Annotated in this window: 14 protein-coding genes and 1 tRNA gene; 2 read left to right on the top strand and 13 right to left on the bottom strand. The window is 64.6% G+C overall.

Annotated features, from left to right (window positions below; all coding sequences use genetic code 11):
• Nucleotides 1-672: 672 nt before the first annotated feature.
• From AC1DW2_RS28525 to AC1DW2_RS28515, 3 genes are all read right to left on the bottom strand, one after another.
• Nucleotides 673-1482 carry a hypothetical protein gene (locus tag AC1DW2_RS28525; RefSeq protein ID WP_477007692.1) on the bottom strand — a complete coding sequence of 270 codons (810 nt, stop codon included), beginning with the start codon at nucleotides 1480-1482 and terminating at the stop codon, nucleotides 673-675.
• Between the two features lie 96 nt (nucleotides 1483-1578).
• Nucleotides 1579-1655 (bottom strand) — tRNA-His (locus AC1DW2_RS28520).
• Nucleotides 1656-1847: 192 nt separating this feature from the next.
• Nucleotides 1848-2282 carry a phasin gene (locus AC1DW2_RS28515; RefSeq protein ID WP_063985516.1) on the bottom strand — a complete coding sequence of 145 codons (435 nt, stop codon included), beginning with the start codon at nucleotides 2280-2282 and terminating at the stop codon, nucleotides 1848-1850.
• A 705-nt stretch (nucleotides 2283-2987) separates the two neighbouring features.
• Here AC1DW2_RS28515 and AC1DW2_RS28510 point away from each other — a divergent pair.
• Complete coding sequence (locus AC1DW2_RS28510; protein WP_477007691.1) at nucleotides 2988-6440, top strand: PAS domain-containing protein; 3453 nt, start codon at nucleotides 2988-2990, stop codon at nucleotides 6438-6440.
• A 377-nt stretch (nucleotides 6441-6817) separates the two neighbouring features.
• Here the strand turns inward: AC1DW2_RS28510 and AC1DW2_RS28505 are convergent, their stop codons facing one another.
• Nucleotides 6818-8260, bottom strand: a complete 1443-nt coding sequence (locus AC1DW2_RS28505; RefSeq protein ID WP_477007690.1) for an MFS transporter — start codon at nucleotides 8258-8260, stop codon at nucleotides 6818-6820.
• On the opposite strand from AC1DW2_RS28505, the gene AC1DW2_RS28500 reads away from it, so the two are divergent.
• Nucleotides 8259-9299, top strand: a complete 1041-nt coding sequence (locus AC1DW2_RS28500; RefSeq protein WP_477007689.1) for a LysR substrate-binding domain-containing protein — start codon at nucleotides 8259-8261, stop codon at nucleotides 9297-9299. The two genes, AC1DW2_RS28505 and AC1DW2_RS28500, sit on opposite strands and share 2 nt — an antisense overlap.
• Before the next feature lie 36 nt (nucleotides 9300-9335).
• Here AC1DW2_RS28500 and AC1DW2_RS28495 read toward each other — a convergent pair whose 3' ends face one another.
• The 9 genes from AC1DW2_RS28495 to AC1DW2_RS28455 form a co-directional block, all read right to left on the bottom strand.
• Nucleotides 9336-9539 (bottom strand): hypothetical protein, encoded by a 204-nt coding sequence (locus AC1DW2_RS28495; RefSeq protein WP_477007710.1) that lies wholly within the window; start codon nucleotides 9537-9539, stop codon nucleotides 9336-9338.
• Nucleotides 9500-11053, bottom strand: coding sequence for an FAD-dependent monooxygenase (locus AC1DW2_RS28490; RefSeq protein WP_477007688.1), 1554 nt, complete (start codon nucleotides 11051-11053; stop codon nucleotides 9500-9502). The genes AC1DW2_RS28495 and AC1DW2_RS28490 overlap by 40 nt, the downstream gene beginning before the upstream one ends.
• A 274-nt stretch (nucleotides 11054-11327) precedes the next feature.
• On the bottom strand, nucleotides 11328-12500 hold the full coding sequence (locus tag AC1DW2_RS28485; protein WP_477007687.1) for a thiolase family protein: 1173 nt from the start codon (nucleotides 12498-12500) through the stop codon (nucleotides 11328-11330).
• A 202-nt stretch (nucleotides 12501-12702) separates the two neighbouring features.
• Nucleotides 12703-14292, bottom strand: a complete 1590-nt coding sequence (gene serA, locus AC1DW2_RS28480; protein WP_166103392.1) for a phosphoglycerate dehydrogenase — start codon at nucleotides 14290-14292, stop codon at nucleotides 12703-12705.
• Nucleotides 14293-14527: 235 nt separating this feature from the next.
• Entirely contained in the window at nucleotides 14528-15700 is a 1173-nt protein-coding gene (locus AC1DW2_RS28475; RefSeq protein WP_477007686.1) for a phosphoserine transaminase, read from the bottom strand.
• Between the two features lie 79 nt (nucleotides 15701-15779).
• On the bottom strand, nucleotides 15780-15971 hold the full coding sequence (locus AC1DW2_RS28470; RefSeq protein ID WP_477007685.1) for a hypothetical protein: 192 nt from the start codon (nucleotides 15969-15971) through the stop codon (nucleotides 15780-15782).
• A gap of 173 nt (nucleotides 15972-16144) precedes the next feature.
• Nucleotides 16145-16609 (bottom strand): GNAT family N-acetyltransferase, encoded by a 465-nt coding sequence (locus AC1DW2_RS28465; protein WP_354178483.1) that lies wholly within the window; start codon nucleotides 16607-16609, stop codon nucleotides 16145-16147.
• Nucleotides 16610-16639: 30 nt separating this feature from the next.
• Nucleotides 16640-17230, bottom strand: coding sequence for a glutathione S-transferase family protein (locus AC1DW2_RS28460; RefSeq protein WP_477007684.1), 591 nt, complete (start codon nucleotides 17228-17230; stop codon nucleotides 16640-16642).
• Between the two features lie 72 nt (nucleotides 17231-17302).
• Nucleotides 17303-18112, bottom strand: coding sequence for an outer membrane beta-barrel protein (locus tag AC1DW2_RS28455; RefSeq protein WP_476077378.1), 810 nt, complete (start codon nucleotides 18110-18112; stop codon nucleotides 17303-17305).
• Nucleotides 18113-18153 lie beyond the last annotated feature (41 nt).

Genomic DNA, 18153 nt, shown 5'->3' with positions numbered 1-18153 from the left:
AGTCGTCGCGCACATCGGCCGGGATACCTTTTCGAGCGATAAAGCCGCCACCCTTCGCTCGAACTAACTCAACCATCCGCAATGCCATTTGTAGCGCCTTTTGTATTTTAGGCGGCGCAAATACATCAGGCCTATCAGTAAGTTGCTGGGAAAGCGGACTTATCCGCAACGGTGGTACAGTTGGGTGGGCTCGAACCACCGACCTCCTGTTCCCACAGACAGCGCCGAAGGGTCGACACGGGTTCGCTCAACTGTCAATCACAGGAGGCCTGCCACACGCAAAAGCCGCCAAGGTCTCCCTCGACGGCTCGTGCCGTTGCGTTTGCGTAGAGGTACTGTGTCGAGCGGTGCTCGAACGCAGCCCGTACTCGCTCTTATTGGACGCACGCGACCTTCAATGAGGGCCGGTGGGTGCGTTGCCAGTGTGCCGGGCCAACGATCCCCGATCCCTATGAAATGTGACTGGCGGCGATGCTCTTCAAGCGAGCACTGCTGTCCCATTCGATGAAATGGCAAAGCGCGTTTTCAATTGAGCACACTTCGATCATCATCAGCAATCAAGGTCAGCAACTGATCCACCACAACCCGGATACACGTTTCGAAACTCGTATCGGTGATGATTTCGCCGAGGGCGGAAGGGGTCTAGCGGCCTTAAAACGTGCGCCCGGCGTTCTACATGCTAGGCCTTCCGGAGCTAGGTCGGAGGGACCACTCTCGCTGCATCTCAAGGAAAACGGCCCGCCAACGGGTCACCGTCTTCGGCGCCGGCTTTGTTGCAAGCACGAAAGCCTCAAAAAGCTCCCAGCAACTCACACTGGGCGAGCGCGGCGCCCCGTCTGCGAACGGCGGGAAGGTATCGGGCCTCTCGTCACGGGCGTAGTCGCCATTCGCGCGCTTCTCCAATAGCTGGATTGCGGGCAACAGATTGTCGCTGACAGCGTCCACGAACAGCGCATGCGCGGTAAGGTTCAACGCCTTCCCCTCGTTGGCGAGGAAGGTTGCGACCCGCGCCAATTCAGCAATCTGCGGCCTCACGGCTTCCCGCACCTCTGGGTCATATTGCCAATCTGCGTGAGGGTCGGACCCTGGATCCTCTTCGTACTCGTCAGGCGCCTCTGGGCGGATCACATTCCACACGACGTGATCGCTGAAGTCCCGCCAGTACTTTGGCTTCCCTGGATCGGCCTCGTGCTGCTTCACGAACCAGTTGTACCAACGGCCCGCAAGCGCGATTGCGTTGAGCTTGGTGAGTGGTTGACCCTCGCCATTCCTTTGGGCTCGCAGGGTCGCGATGCGGGTTTCGACCTCGGCCTCCCACTCTCCGAGGCGGGCCTTGGCTTCGTGCTTAGGCGTACCGGCCGGAAGCTTGAGGTGCGCCTCGCGCTTGTGCCCATAGAGCCGTTGGTAGTCCTCGCGTACGTCCTCGGGGATGCCCTTACGGGCGAACCACCGACCATCTGCGGCTCGATTCAACGCGACCATTCGCAACGCCATTTGTGCAGCCTTTTGTATTTTAGGCGGCGCAAATCCTGCTGGTCTATCAGTAAGATGCTGGGAACGCGGTGTTATCCGCAATCTTGGTACAGTTGGGTGGGCTCGAACCACCGACCTCCTGTTCCACAGACAGGCGCTCTAACCAACTGAGCTACAACTGCATCCTTGCGAGCCGCCTTGGGCGGCCTGGACGGGCCGTCGACCTAAGGGGGGCTGGACGGGGCGGAAACTAGGTGCAACGGGCGTTTTTGGCAAGGCCGCAAAACCCGAGAATCGCGCTTCCGACGAGGTTATTTCCAAAGCAAAACCCGGGCTCTAGGCCCGGGTTTCTTAATTTAAACCAGCCGGCCTAATCAGGCGGCGGGCTTGTAGAACTTCGAGGCAGAGGCCTTGATCGGCTCGACGGTCTCGGCGGCGACGCGCTGGGTCAGCTCGGCCAGCTCCTTGGCCTGGGACTGGAAGGTCTCGAGCTGGGTGCGGGTGTGGCCGGTCCACAGCTCCAGCGCTTCCGCCGGCGACTTGAGGCCGAACAGCTGCTGGGCGAAGTCCAGCTGGGCGCTGGTGTTGGCCTTCATGAACTCCACCAGCTTGGCGGTGTACTCGCTCGCGCCCTTGTTGGCGGAGGTGAACACGGCCTCAACGGTGCCGTTGTGGGTCTCGGCCGCGTCCTTGAACTTGGCGTAGCTCTCGCGGGCCTGCGACACGCCCTTTTCGGCGAACGCACGCATCTGCTCGGGAACCTCGAACGGAATGATCGAGGCAGAAAACGGATCAGTCGCACCTGTCATGATGTCCCTCACGATAAAGAAAAAATGGAGTGAGCCTTCTGGCGCGCCCGCCGGCCCCGACCTAGGCCTCAAATTCAGCGGGAACGAACACTGGAACGCGATACAAAAAGATGGCTCGCCCAGCGCCGATCACTATCGCTGCCTAAGATGTCAACATTGTGCAACGCAAACGTGATCCGGGCTGCGCCGCGAAATTTAATCGCGGTGAGGATGAGGGTTCCGCATGAGGGAACCCTGGGTTGAGGTAGTCTGGTGTGAGCCGAGGGCGGCCGTCTTACCCTCCCCTGGAGGGGTCGAGACGAGCGGAGCTCGCTCGGGGGTCGATCGCGCGAAGCGCGAGCGGGGTGGGGTGATCTCTCCACTCGGGCACCGCCTCCATTGAGAGACTGTCACCCCACCTCGGTTCGCATTGCGCTTCGCTCCATGCGAACCGATCCTCCCCCTCCAGGGGAGGATGGGCACCTGTGATGCCGCTGACGATCTGGCGCATTTCGCTGGGCTGCCCCGCCCGCGAATCCTGCGGATGCCGTTGGGCTGCGGCTTGCGGGGGCGGCTACATTAAGGTTATCGCGGCTTTAGGCTTGGCCGTGTAGACCGGAGCCGTGGACCTGCCTGCGCCTGCGCGCGATACTAACCCTTTCTTAAGGCTGTCATTCCGGCAGCCTTGCACCCTGATGCTGACAAGCGAGACTTGAAGCCGGTCGGATGACGAGTTCGGATTTCCAGTTGCGAGGCGTGGGCGATCCCCGGCTGGCCGTGCACGCGACCTCTCCGTTGCCCGCCTGGCTCTGGTCGATCGACGGCACGCGCGTGCTCTGGGCCAATCCGGTCGGCGCAAGGCTGTTTGGCGCGGCCAATGGCACAGCGCTCGCGGACAGGACCTTCGGCCCCGCGGACAGCCATCGCCGCCAGGTCGCCCGGCTCGCGCGCCGGCTGGCGCCGAGCGGCGCGATCAGGCTGGAACGGCTGCAGGGCTTCGGCGCCCGCTTGGGCACGCTGATGACCTGCGCCTGCGTCCGCCTCGACTTCGCCGATGGAAGCTCCGGCGTGCTCGTCACCGCGATGGATCCGACCCTGCGCTCCATGCCGCTGGTCGAGCGCCTGCATCGTCTCGTCGAGGGCGCCAAGGTGCCGATGGCGGCGTTCGCGCCCGACGGCCTGTTCGTCGGCGCCAGCGAGGCCGCCCGCTCCCTGCTCGGCTTCCGCGATCTCGGCGATGCCGGCCTCGACCAGGCCCGCAGCGATGCGCTGGCGAAAGGCCGCGCCGAGACGCCGATCGGCATCGGCCAGATGGTGCTGCAACGGGTCGGCATCGGCGCCGATGTCGGCCTGGTCGCGCTGATCGAGCCTGCCGCCCGGCCGGCGGCGCCCGATGTCGAAGAGAATAGCGCGCGCGAACAAGATGCTCAGCCCGCGCCCGACGCTCCGCCGGTCCCTCCGGCTGCGGTGCCGGACCATGCGCGGCCTGCGCGGCCGAACGAGGGCGCCTCCGGAATCGCGCTGTTCGACGCCTTCGCCGAGCCGGTCGAAACGCCGGCTCCGAGCGAGACCGTCCCGCCATCGGAGGCGATCGCGGACGCGCACGCCTCGAGCGACGCGATGCCGGAGGTCGTCACGATCCAGGAGGCGGCCGAAGCGCCTGCCCGGGACATGATCGGCGAAACGATCGACGCCGCGCCCAAAACTCCGGTTGAAAACCCGCGAGAGGCCATTGTGTCGCCGCAGGCCGCGCCGATCACCTCACACATGGTCGAACCGCCGCCAGCGGAGCCGTCCGCACCGCGTCAGCATCCGCTGCGCTTCCTGTGGCAGGTGGATGCGGAGGGGCGCTTTGTGCTCGGCTCAGACGAGTTCATCCACCTGATCGGTGCGCACACCGCCGCCGGCTTCGGCCGCCCCTGGCGCGAGATCGCCGACGAATTTGCGCTCGATCCTGATGGCCGCGTCGCGCAGGCGCTTGCAAGCCACGACACCTGGGCCGGGATCACCGTGAACTGGCCGGCCGACGGCGGCGAGCATCTGCCGGTCGAGCTCGCGGGCCTGCCGGTCTACGACCGCGAGCGCAATTTCGCGGGCTTCAGGGGTTTTGGCGTCTGTCGCGATCTCGACGGCCTGAACCGGCTCGATGCGCTCAGGCGCTTTGAGCTGTTCGCCGCGCCGCCTGCACAGCACGGCCTCTCTGCCGACGTCGTCGAACTCGATCCCGAGCCGGAGCCCGTGGCGGAGGCGCCGCCGCCGCCGAGCGAGCCGCCCGCACCCGAGCCTGAGCCTGAGCCTGAGCCGACACCTGAACCTGAACTGCCCGAACCCGTAGCCGACGCGAATTCACATCCAACCGATCTGGAAACATCAGTGGAAACGCCTCCCAATGTCGTGCCGTTCCGCCCGCCCGGCGATGCGCGATCGCCGACGCTGACTCCGGTCGAGAACAGCGCGTTCAACGAGCTCGCCCGGCAATTGTCCGAGCGGCTCGAACGCGAACGCGAGACGATCGCCGCCGTCTCGGCCGCGCCGCCGACGGCGGAAACCACGCCCGAACCTCCGATGCCGGAGCCCGAGGCGCCGCACGCGCCGGCCGAATGGCTGACCGAACCGGCGCCGCCCGCGCAGGGCCACAGCTTGCGCGACCGCGCACTGCTCGATCTGCTGCCGACGGGCGTTTTGATCTACCGGCTCGATCGGCTGCTCTACGCCAACCCCGCCTTCCTCGCGCGCATGGGCTATTCCAGCCTGGGCGCGCTGGAGGATGCCGGCGGGCTCGATGCGCTCTATGTCGAGCCGGGCGTGTCGGCGGCGAGCAGCACGTCGCAAGCAGGCACGCCGGTGACGATCAGCGCGACGGTGGCGAACGGCCAAGAGCCGCTTCCGACCACCGAAGCGCATCTGCACACGATCGACTGGGACGGCGCGAGCGCGCATGCGCTGATCTGCGCGCTGCCGCAAGCGGCAACAGTCGTTGCTGCGCCCGTCGTCGCGCCGCCTGTCGTCGTCGAACCCGTCGTCGCAGAATCCTTCCCCTACGCGCCCGAGCTCGAGCCCGAGGCCGGCGATGCCGACGCCCAGGATCTCGCCGCGATCCTCGACACCACCGCCGAGGGCATCGTCATGTTCGATGCCGAAGGCAACATCCACGCCTGCAACCGCAGCGCCGAAGCGCTGTTCGGCTATGACGGCGAAACGCTGATGCAGCGGAACCTGGTGACGCTGTTCGCGCCGGAGAGCCAGCAAATCGTGTTCGACTATCTCGAAAGCCTCAAGAGCCAGGACATCGCGAGCCTGCTCGACCACGGCCGCGAGGTGCTGGGGCGCGAGAAGAAGGGCGGCGTGATTCCGCTCGCCATGATCATGGGTCGCACCAGGCCCGACGGCCCGAACTTCTTCGCCGTGTTCCGCGACCTCTCGCAGAGCAAGAAGGGCGAGAGCGAGCTCAAGAGCGCCCGCCGTCTCGCCGACGGCGCGGCGAATGCCAAGGCCGACATGCTGGCGCGGATCAGCCACGAGATCCGCACGCCGCTCAACGCCATCATCGGCTTCGCCGAGGTGATGATCTCCGAGCGCTTCGGCACGCTCGGCAACGAGCGCTACGGCGAATACATGAAGGACATCCGCGCCTCCGGCGAGCGCGTCATCACCATCATCGACGATCTGCTGGAGCTGTCGCGGATCGAGACCGGCAAGCTCGATCTCAATTTTGCCAACCTCAACCTCAACGATCTCGTCGAAGCCTGCGTCACGGTGATGCAGCCGCAGGCCAACCGCGAGCGCATCATCATCCGCACCTCGCTCGGGCATGCGCTGCCGCAGGTGAGCGCGGACGCGCGCGCGATGCGGCAGATCACCATGAACCTGATCTCGAACTCGATCCGGCTCGCCAGCGCCGGCGGCCAGGTCATCGTCTCGACCGCGCTCACCGACCGCGGCGAGATTGCCCTGCGCATCCGCGACACCGGCCACGGCCTGAGCGAGCGCGAGGTCGCCGCCGCGATGGAGCCGTTCCGCACGCCACCGCCCGGCGATGCCGCGGACAGTTCGGCGCTGAGCCTGTCACTGACCAAGGCCCTGGTCGAAGCCAACCGCGCCCAGTTCAACATCAAGAGCGCGGGCAATTCCGGCACGCTGATCGAGGTGGTGTTCGCACCGGTGGCTGTGGGGGCTTAAGGGCTAAGGCGGAAGCCCTTTGCGATTGGCGACACTGTCATGCCCCGGCTTGACCGGGGCATCCAGTACGCCGCGGCCTCTCGATTCAATAACGACTTTCTCGGAGTACTGGATCGCCCGGTCAAGCCGGGCGATGACGGTTGAGTGCGTGGCGCATAGCTTCCACCACATCGTCGTCCCGGCGAAGGCCGCGACCCATACCGCGGAATCTCTCGATGGGCGGTAGGAGTACCGAACGACGAATCTTCGCCCAACTTCCCCCCGTGGTTATGGGTCCCGGCCCCCCGTGCGCAATTGCGCACTAGGCCGGGACGACCCGCGTTGAGAGAGCTCGCCAGTTAGAAGAAGCACAAACAAAAGCGGCACGGCGCGCGCCGCTATGCAGCCTGTTTCCCGTCCATGAGCCAATAGACGATGGCGGTCAGGGCAAGGGTCGATGCGCCTGCAGCGATGAACGCGGCGAGATAGTCGCCATTCGGGCTGAGTTGCAGGGCCGCGCCCAGAAGCGCGATCCCGAAGCTGAAACCGATTTGGCGCATCGTGACGCAAATGGCCGATGCGGTCGCCGCACGATCGCCTGGAACCGCCGACACGGCGGCGGCGGTGATCTGAGCGTTGATCACGGCACAGCCTGATCCGCTGACCAGCAACGCGATGACGGTCATTGCCAACGTGTGCGGCCCCGCATTTGCGCCGGAGATCGCACCAAGCGCCAGGTCAGCCATCCCGATAAGCGCGAGACCACCACAGAAGAACGACCGTGACGGGATGCGGGTCGTCAAGGCCGCGCCATAGCGCGGCAACACCATCATCGGCAATGTGAGCGCGACCAGGAGCCAACCCGCCCCAAGCGGGCTGAGACCCAATGGTCCGCGCGCCAATTGCGGCACGTAGACGAGCAGCGACCAGAATCCGGTCGATCCCGCGATCGGGACGAGGCACATCGCGATGAACTGCCGGGATCCGAACAGCTTGAGATCGAACGCCGGGTTGGGGTGTCGGTGTTCCACCCAAACGAACAAAAGCAGCGCAATCCCCGAAGCGGCGAGGCCCGCCAGGAACGTCGCCGACGCGATGCCGCCGAGCGCGGGCGCTTCCAGCAACATAAACGCGAGCGTCGCCGACGTGATCGCAAGAAGGCCAGCACCGAACCAATCCACCTTGGCGCTCGAACGCTGCTGGTCGAGCCTATTGCCAATTCTGCACAGCACCAGAACAACCAAGAGTGCGCAAAGCGGCAAGTTGACCCAAAAAATCCAACGCCACCCGATCGTATCGGCCAGCAACGATCCGAGCGGCGGGCCAGCGACCATCGAGGCACCGACGATCGTGCCCCAAAGTCCAAACGCCCGCGCGCGGCGAGGCCCCTCGTAGGCACCAGCAAGGAGCGCAGACGAGGTGCTGGTGAGGCAGGCCCCGGCGATACCTTGCAATGTGCGGAATGTCAGCAGAACGTCGAACGTGGTCGCGCACGCACACAGCAGAGAAGCCAGGCCAAACAACCCTGCACCCCAAGTGAACATTTGAACGCGTCCGTATCTGTCGGCAAGGCTACCTGCAATCGGCAGACAGAAGATCAAAGCAAGGCTATAGACGTCGATGGCCCAGGCCGCTCGCGCGGAAGCGGCGCCGAGGTCGCGGCCAATGTCGGGCAAGGCAGCTGCCAGAGCGGTCAGGTCGACTTGAAACAGAAAGCCGCTCAAGCACGCTGCAAGCAGCGTCGCCGTTTCCAGCGACATGCGATTGCCGCGACGGCCGTCGTCGGCAGGCCAACTGGCGCTCCGCGTTTCATCATCGTTCTGCTGGGGTTTGTCGAGCATGATCGTTTCGGCCTCCATGGCGCATGGATGGCCGGGCAACAGGCTCTGGTCGAATGATGGTTCCTCAAAAGCTCATGAATCTGTATCATGGCTTGAGGAGATCGAGATGCCACGCCGCTTGCCACCCTTCGCACCCCTCGTCGCGTTCGACGCCGTCACCCGCCATGGTTCATTCACACGCGCCGCGGCGGAGCTGGGCGTCACACAGAGTGCGGTCAGCCATCAGATCCGAAAGCTGGAGGACCATTTCGGGGTCGCATTGTTGCAACGGCAGAACCCGGGGATCGGGATAACACCCGCCGGCGCGCAGCTCAGGCAGGAGCTTGCGGCAGCACTCGACGCGCTTGGTGCGCTGGATGCTCAGGTGCGGCGGCGCTCGAACCGAACGACGTTGCGCGTAGGCGCGAGCTCGGCGTTGGCAACATGGTGGCTCGTCCGCCGCCTGCCGGATTTTACGGCGCGACATCCGTCGATCAACGTTGATCTCAAACCACTGGAGACAGGGGACAGCTCAAGGCGGCCGCTCGACGTGCGAATTGTCTGGAACGCGAGCGAAGACGCACGGCGGACGTCGACGCAATTGCCGCTGTTTTGGGAGCGGATCTTTCCCGTCTGCGCGCCGCACCTGTTGCCCCGGCGGCGTCCCTTGACCGACCCCGACGGCCTGCTGGCCCTGCCGCTCATCCACAAAGGCGACAACGCGACCGGCGACTGGGGCTGGCCCTCCTGGTTCAGACGCCTGGGATTGCCGAAATCGGGCGCTGCCGCCGGCAGCCTGACGCTGGACGACATGGGAATGTGCATGTCGGCTGCGGCCGAGGGGGCCGGCGTGACGCTGGGGCGCTCGCTTCTGATCGCAGATGCGGTTTCGTCTGGACGCCTCGTGTCCGCACTCGCCAATTACCCCACAGTCGAGTGCACGAAAATTCAGGTTGCCCAGTGGCCAGCCGATCTGATCGGCGATCGCAGCGTCGAATTGTTCGTGAACTGGCTCGCCGAGCAAGCCGAGACGACCGTGAAGACTATTTCGGCTGCCTAGTCCAAGATGCGTCTTGCTGTCGCGAGCGGCGCGCGATCAGGCCGCGCGCACCGTGTCCAGGAACTTGCCGACCTCGAGGTTGAGCCGGTTGCTTTCATTCGACAGCGACTGCGCCGCGGAGAGCAGCTGGGACGAGGCCGAGCCGGTCTCGGTGGCGCCCTGGCACACGCTGCTGATGTTGGCGCTGACCTGCGTGGTGCTCAGGGAAATCCTTGCGCCTCCATGGATTGGCCGAACCATCGGGACGCGGCCTGAGCAACCTCCTCATAGTCGGGTGTACCGTCGCAGGCCCACGCGACGAAGCCGTCGGGGCGCGCCAGCACAGCACTCAGGCCCAGCCGGTCCTTCGCGTTATCGGCAACATATGTGATCCGGTCGCTCCAGCGGCTTGCAAGCATCCGAAGGGGTGCACGGGCGCCGAAGTCCAGCAATATCCCTTTCGTCGGCCCGAGGCGTTGTCCGACCGTCGTCCCGTCAGCCAATTCGAAATCGGGAGCACTCTGGCCGACAAGCGGATGGCTGCCACCGAGATCGTAGCGGAGCGAAACGCCGCGCACGCGCCCGGCGAAATAGGTCGCACCGTCCCGCGTCTCGATGAGATCGCGAATGATGGCTTGGAGCGCGCGGGTGCTCGGTGTCGGCCGCATGATCGCGACCTGCGCGCGCGACCAGTCGAGGATTTGCGCGCCCACAGGATGCCGCTCGCGCGAATAGCTGTCGAGGAGATCGGCCGGTGCTTGCCTGCGGATCGTCGCCGCCAGTTTCCAGCCCAGGTTCATCGCATCGCCGAGACCGAGATTGAGGCCCTGGCCGCCCAGCGGCGAGTGGATGTGAGCAGCGTCGCCCGCGAGGAGCACCCGCCCTCTGCGATACGTGGTTGCCTGATGGGCCCGATCCGTCCAGGTGGCGGCGAGCCGAAGCGCCGTGACGGTGACGTCGGTGCAGGAGACGCGACGCAGGACGCTCTGCACATGCTCGCGCGTGATCGGCTCGGTCCGGTGGAAAGCTCCGCCGTCGAAATCGACCATCGCGATCGTCCCGGGCTGCGCATAGGTATACATGCCGGCGAGCGTGTAGTTGCGGCCGTGACGAAGCTTGTCCGGATCGGCCAGCTCGACATCGATGGAATAGCCCGTGAACTCGGGGTCGGTGCCGACGAAGTCAAAGCCGCCAGTCTTGCGTACCGTGCTGCGGGCGCCGTCGCATCCGACAAGCCAGCGTGCCCGGAAGGTCTCGCCGGCCGCCTGCACTGTCACGTCTTCGCTCGAGGCGACAACGGCATTCACGCCAAAACCGCGCCGGATCTCGACGCCCATGCTGCATGCGCGCGCAGCCAGAACGGATTCGAGCGTTTCCATATCGACGGCAAGGTTGGCATCGGCCGACGTTGGCAGACGCCAGGACCACTTCGTCACATCGATGTTGTCCTGATAGAACTGGATGCCGGCGAAATGACCCGCGGGCCGTCGCGTCTGCTGCATCCAGTGGGCTGCGCTCTTGATCGCGCCTGAGGCAAGCTGCTGCGCAGCCACGATCTGTTCCAGCAGGCCGCGCCGGTGAAAGGCCTCGAGTGTGGGGATCGAAAGACCGCGCAGGCCAAACGGGAGTTGCTTCAGGGCCGAATGCGAATCTTGCGATTGCTCCAGCACCAGAACCTGGAGACCAGCGAGCCGCAACTCGCACGCGAGAAACAGGCCGACGGGACCGGCACCGGCAATGACGACGTCGTATGGATTCGAAGATTGATCGTGCATGGGACGCTCCTGAGGTCGATGTTCGACCGGAGCGTTCCCTGGGCTTGAGAATCACACGGACGAACGATTGGGCGCCCTGGTGGCGTCCGATGTTCGTCGCGGGGATCTCGTGCACAAGGCCAAAGACCAGAGCTTTCGTTACCGAAAGGATTTGGGCTTACCAGACCAAATCTGCCTTTTCCGACACGAGCTGTATAGTTTCGTGGCGATCGATCCGCAACGAAAAAGGCACGGCGCTTGCGGCGCCGTGCCTTTCACATTCATGTGGCTTATCTCAGCTGTAGATCTCGAACAGGCCGGCGCCGCCCTGGCCGCCGCCGATGCACATGGTCACGACGCCCCACTTGGCCTTGCGGCGCGCACCTTCCTGGAGGATGTGGCCGGTGAGACGCGCGCCGGTCATGCCGAAGGGATGGCCGATCGCGATCGAGCCGCCGTTGACGTTGTACTTGGCGGGATCGATGCCGAGCTTGTCGCGCGAGTAGAGGCACTGGCTGGCGAAGGCTTCGTTGAGCTCCCACAGATCGATGTCGTCGATCTTCAGGCCGGTGCGCTTCAGCAGCTTCGGAATCGCGAACACCGGGCCGATGCCCATCTCGTCGGGCTCGCAGCCGGCGGTTGCCCAGGCGACGAACCGGCCGAGCGGCTTGAGGCCGCGCTTCTCGGCATCCTTGGCTTCCATCAGCACCACGGCGGCGGCGCCGTCCGAGAGCTGGCTGGCATTGCCGGCGGTGACGAACTTGCCGGGGCCCTTCACCGGCTCGAGCTTGGCGAGGCCTTCCAGCGTGGTCTCGGGGCGATTGCACTCGTCGCGATCGACGACGTAGTCGACGATCGATTCCGCCTTGGTCGCCTTGTCGACGACCTTCATCCGGGTCTTCATCGGGACGATCTCGTCCTTGAACTTGTTCGCCTGCTGGGCCGCAGCCATGCGGCGCTGCGATTCCAGCGAGAACTCGTCCTGGTATTCGCGGCTGAGCTTGTAGCGCTCGGCGACGATGTCGGCGGTGTCGATCATCGCCATGAAGATATCGGGCGCGACCTTGAGCAGCTCCGGATCGATCGATTCCTTCGGCGAGCCGCCGCCCGGGATCGAGATGCTCTCGACGCCGCCGGCAACGATGCAGTCGGCGCCGTCGGAGCGGATCGAGTTGGCGGCCATCGCGATGGTCTGCAGGCCCGACGAGCAGAAGCGGTTCACGGAGACGCCTGCCGTGGTCGTCGGCAGGCCCGCGAGCAGCGCGGCCTGACGGCCGATGTTCGGCGCGCCATGGGCGCAATTGCCGAGATAGCAATCCTCGACATAGTCCTTCTCGACGCCGGCGCGGTCGACCGCGTGGTGAATGGCATGCGCGGCCAGCGACATCGGCGGCGTGATGTTGAACCCGCCGCGGCCGGACTTGGCGAGGCCCGTGCGTGCATAGGAAACGATGACGGCTTCACGCATTGTCTTCTCCCTTTTCGAACATTGGTACGGAGGCATTGGTACGAGGCGTTCTTGGGCGCCATTGGTACACAAAGTTCGACTGGCTTGGGAGAAATAAAGCGGGCCGCTGCATCAACAAAAACGCCGCCCTCTCGGGAGGGCGGCGTCGTTGTTCCGCAGGTCGGAATATATGATGGCCGTCATTCCGTGGCGCGCGAGCGCCTCAGAACGTCAGTGCCTTGACCTGCTTGACCTGCGGCAGGGCCTGCACCTTGGCGAGCAGATCGGGCGGCACGACGCCGTCGACCTCGATCAGCGCGATGGCATCGGAGCCCGGCGCGACGCGGCCGAGATGGAAGGTCGCGATGTTGATCTTGGCGTCACCCAGCAGGCTCGCGAACTTGCCGATGAAGCCCGGCTTGTCCTCGTTGGTCACGTAGATCATCGACTTGCCGAACTCGGCGTCGACGCGGATGCCCTTGACGTCGACGAGGCGCGGCTTGCCGTCATGATACACGGTGCCGGAGACCGAGCGCTCCTGGCGCTCCGTCGCGACCGTGACGGTAATCAGGCTCTCGTAGTCGCTCTGGGCAGCGCGCACGATCTCGTCCACCACCATGCCGCGCTCCTTGGCGACAACAGGCGCGGACACCACGTTGACCTCGCCCAGCATCGGCCGCAGCAGGCCCGACAGCACGGCCGAGGTGATCGCCTTGATCTTCATCTCGGCGACGTGGCCCTCATAGGTGATCTGCACCTTGAGGATGCCGGATTCGGTCAGCTGGCCGGCGAACGAGCCGAGCTTCTCGGCGAGCGAGATGAACGGCTTCAGCTTCGGCGCTTCTTCCGCCGTGATCGACGGGAAGTTGACGGCATTCGAGATCGCGCCGGTGAGCAGGTAATCCGACATCTGCTCGGCGACCTGGAGCGCGACGTTCTCCTGCGCTTCCGTGGTGGAGGCGCCGAGATGCGGCGTGCAGATCACGTTGGGATGGCCGAACAGCACGTTCGCATTGGCCGGCTCCTCGACGAAGACGTCGAAGGCGGCGCCTGCAATGTGCTTGGAATTGAGCGCATCGACCACCGCCTGCTCGTCGACGAGGCCGCCGCGGGCGCAGTTGATCAGGCGCACGCCCTTCTTCATCTTGGCGATCGCGGATGCGTCGATGATGTTCTTGGTCTTCTCGGTGAGCGGGGTGTGCAGCGTGATGAAATCGGCGCGCTTCAAGAGGTCGTCGAGCTCGACCTTCTCGACACCGATGTCCTTGGCGCGCTCCGGCGACAGGAACGGATCGAAGGCGACGACCTTCATGCGCAGGCCGAGCGCGCGGTCGGCCACGATCGAGCCGATGTTGCCGCAACCGACGACGCCGAGCACCTTGCCGGTGATCTCGACGCCCATGAAGCGGTTCTTCTCCCACTTGCCGGCCTGGGTCGAAGCGTCGGCCTGCGGGATCTCGCGGGCGAGCGCCAGCATCAGCGTGATGGCGTGCTCGGCGGTCGTGATCGAATTGCCGAACGGCGTGTTCATCACGATGATGCCCTTGGCCGTGGCGGCGGGAATCTCGACATTGTCGACGCCGATGCCGGCGCGGCCGATCACCTTGAGGTTGGTCGCCTTCTCGAGGATTTTTGCGGTCGCCTTGGTCGCGGAGCGGATCGCGAGACCGTCGTAATTGCCGATGATCTCGGCAAGCTTGTCCTTGTCCTTGCCGAGGTTGGGCTGGAAGTCGACCTCGATGCCGCGATCCTTGAAGATCTGCACGGCAGCGGGAGAGAGCGCGTCGGAAATGAGAACTTTGGGTTTGGTCATGGGGATGATCCTTCGCCTTCCCTAACGGGAGGATCGGCCTGCGACGGCCGGAATTGAGTGAAGAAGCTTTGTCTTCGCTCTCCCCGTTCTTACGGGGCGAGGGTTGGGGTGAGCGGCAGCCACAGGCGAAGGTGCAAGCGGAGAGAGCCCCTCACCCGGATTGCTGCTGGACGATGCTTCGCATCGCCAGGCGCGATCCGACCTCTCCCCGTAAGAACGGGGAGAGGTGAAAAAACTAAGCCGCCTTGGCGAGCTGCGCCTTGGTCTCGGCAAACGCCCAGTCGATCCACTGGGTCAAGAGCTCGACGTCCCTGGCTTCGACCGTGGCACCGCACCAGATGCGCAGGCCGGCCGGTGCATCGCGGTAGTAGGCGAAGTCGTAGCCCGCGCCTTCCTTCTCGACCAGCGCGACCAGCTTCTTGGAGAAGTCGGCCTGCGCGTCCTCGGAGAGCGAGGTGATCGCGGGATCGGTGAACTTCAGGCACACCGAGGTGTTGGAGCGGATCGCGGCGTCCTTGGCCAGGAAGTCGATCCAGGGCGTCTTCGCCTTCCAGTCGGCCAGCACCTTGGTGTTGGCGTCGGCGCGCGCGATCAGCGCCTTCAGGCCGCCGATCGACTTGGCCCAGTTCAGCGCATCGAGATAATCCTCGACGCACAGCATCGACGGCGTGTTGATGGTCTCGCCGACGAAGATGCCTTCGTTGATCTTGCCGCCCTTGGTCATGCGGAAGATCTTCGGCAGCGGCCAGGCCGGCTTGTAGGTCTCGAGCCGCTCCACCGCGCGGGGCGACAGGATCAGCATGCCGTGCGCGGCTTCGCCGCCGAGCGCCTTCTGCCAGGAGAAGGTGACGACGTCGAGCTTGGCCCAGTCGAGGGCTTGCGCGAACGCGGCAGACGTTGCGTCGCAAATGGTCAGGCCTTCGCGGGTCGCGCTGATCCAGTCGGCGTTCGGCACGCGCACACCCGACGTGGTGCCGTTCCAGGTGAAGACGACGTCGCTCTTGGGATCGACCTTGGAGAGATCGGGGATCTCACCGTAGGCCGCGTTGAGCTTGGTGACGTCCTTGAGCTTCAATTCCTTGACGATGTCGCTGACCCAGCCCTCGCCGAAGGATTCCCAGGCGAGCGTGGTGACGGGCCGCGCACCGAGCAGCGACCACAGCGCCATCTCGACCGCGCCGGTGTCGGACGCGGGAACGATGCCGATGCGATAATCGGCGGTCACTTCAAGCAGTTCGCGCGTCAGATCGATCGCGAGCTTGAGTTTGGTCTTGCCGACCTTCGCGCGATGCGAACGGCCGAGCGCTGCGTCCTTGAGATTTTGGGCGTTCCAGCCGGGGCGCTTGGCGCAGGGGCCGGAGGAGAAATGCGGCACGTTCGGCCGCGAAGCGGGCTTCGCTACAGTCATAATCTACCCTTCCAGATAGTAAGCCTCCCGTTGGGGGGAGGTGTCCCGCCGCGGCTGATACGGGAAACGGGAAGAGTCGTCAAGGAAGTTCCGGCGTCTCACGCTCGAGTGAAGGCGCTTCCGGCGCAATCTTGGGGGATTCGACCACGGCAAGCGCGTTCAGCAAGTCCGTGGCATCGCTGATCAATTGCGCGGCACGACGGCGGCTGCCGACTTTCAAAATGCATTTGTCATTGGCCTGCACGACGTAATCGTTGCCGACCTTGATCATGGAATAGCTTGTCATCGAAATCCCCGAACCGACCGAGCCCGGTGCCTGACGCTGCCGTAGCACCGTTCGTTCCCGGCTCAACGTGAACGACGACTGGGTAGTTTACCGGCTCTTAATATGAACAAATGCGCGATCCGAATTTGCTGATCGCGCAAGGCTCGCGACGAGCTGCGTCAAAAGCGGACAGTCATGCCGACGTGACTAGCAGCGAACCCGAGCCGCTTGTAGAAGCGCTGCGCATCTGTTCGCGTCTGATGCGTCAGCAGTTCGACCAGATTGCAGCCGCGCGCTTTCGCTTCCGCGACCGCCCATTGCACCAGCTGCTCACCGATGCCGCGGCTGCGACAATCGGAAGCAACGCGGACATCTTCGAGCAGACCGCGGATGCCGCCTTGCGTGCTGATGCCCGGCAAGATCGCGAGCTGCAGGCAGCCGACCACCCTGCCCTCGCTCTCTGCCACCACGAGCGTGAGATTTTGATCGCACTCGACCCGCTCGAACGCCTGGTAATAGGACTCAGGCAAGGGATCCTCGACGCGCTCGCGGGCACGCCCGAGATGATCGTCGGCAAGCATGGCGACGATCGCCGCAACGTCCTCGCGGCGCGCGGGACGGATGGAGACGGACTTCTCGTTCATGTCGGGAAACTCCAAGAATCAGCGCGACTCTCAGCGCGCCGGCGGAAGGCCGAGCCAGGCTTCGGCCTCGCCGATCCAGCTGCGGATGGCGGCATGGCGGCCGAGATCGAAGCCACCTTCATGCGCGAGGCGGGTATAGGCGAGCAGCGAGACGTCGGCGAGCGAAACTTCCTCGCCGGCGAAGAAGCGGCTTGCCGCAAGATGCTGCTCCATGCGGTCGAGCGCCGCATAGCCGCGCTTGACCTTGTCAGGGTCGAGCTCGGATGCGTCCTTGCCGAGATAGACCAGCTGGAAGCGGCACACCGCGACATAGGGCTCGTGGCTGTACTGCTCCCAGAACAGCCATTCGTCCATCTTGGCCGCAGTGAAGGCATCGCGCGGAACGAGCGCGCTGTCGCGGGCGAGATAGCGGATGATGGCATTGGACTGCGCCAGCGTGCGGCCGTCGTCGAAGGCGACGGTGGGCACCTGGCCGGCGCCGTTCATTTTCAGGAATTGCGGCGTGCGCGTCTCGCCCTTGCGGGTGTCGATCTCGATCCATTGGTAAGGGAGCGCGAGCTTGTCGCAGACCCACTTCACCTTGAGACAATTGCCGGAATTCGTGTCGCCGTAGATCTTCATCGCCGTCGCCCCGTTTTGGAGCGACAGAGCATCAGGACTGACCAGGCCTGTCAATTGCCCCGGCGCACAAGATCAGAACTTGTAGCCGAGGCCCGCGCGAACGGTGTTGATGTTGGTGTCCACTTGGGCGGCGAAGCGGATATATTCCCACTCGGCGCGCATGAAGAGACCGCCCACGAGATTGATGTCCACGCCGAGACCGGCGCTGTAGCCGTAGATCAGATGGTTGTGCTGCACGTCGGTCGAGGAGATCGGCCCCTGCAGAACGCCGGCCGGGGTCACGAAATCCTGCGCACTCACAGACCGCGTGATGTCGGCATTTCCGAGCGCGAGTCCGGCGAACATGTAGGGAAGGAAGCATCCCCACGCATAACCGGCCCTGCCGCGGAATGTTGCCATATCCTTGATCGCGATCGAAGACGTCGAGCTCGCCGTGACCGAGTGCACGTTACCGTCGGACAATTGGTTGCTGCGGGCTTCGCTGGCCGTGGCCGATCCGCCGAAGGAGCCGTGGAGGTAGCTTGCTTCCAGGCTGAGGACAACATCGTCCCACTGGGCATTGTAGCCGGCGAAGAAGCCGTATCCGGTGGTGCGGCGGGAGGCCTTGCCGAGGCCCAGATTCCACTGCGAGACACCCATTTCCGACTCGATCAATGTGTCGGCCAGCAGCGCCGCCATCATGTTGTTGGTCGAACCGTTGAAGTTCTCGTCGGAGGCCCCGTAACCGGCCTGGGCGCCGACGTAGCTGCCCTCCCAATTCGGCCGCGAGTTGGTCAGACCGTCGGTGAACGAGCCGCGCAGGATGGGCAGATCCGGCATGTCGGCCGCTTGCGCGGCAGACACCGTCCCCAACATCGCCGCTGCCAACATCAGCCTACGCATTGCAACGCTCCATCGAACTCGAACTTTCGCTCGTGATCATG

It is taken from the genome of Bradyrhizobium sp. P3_C3 (assembly GCF_056402655.1).
The sequence above is the reverse complement of the archived record's forward strand: the minus strand, read 5'-3'. Positions and strand labels throughout refer to the sequence as shown.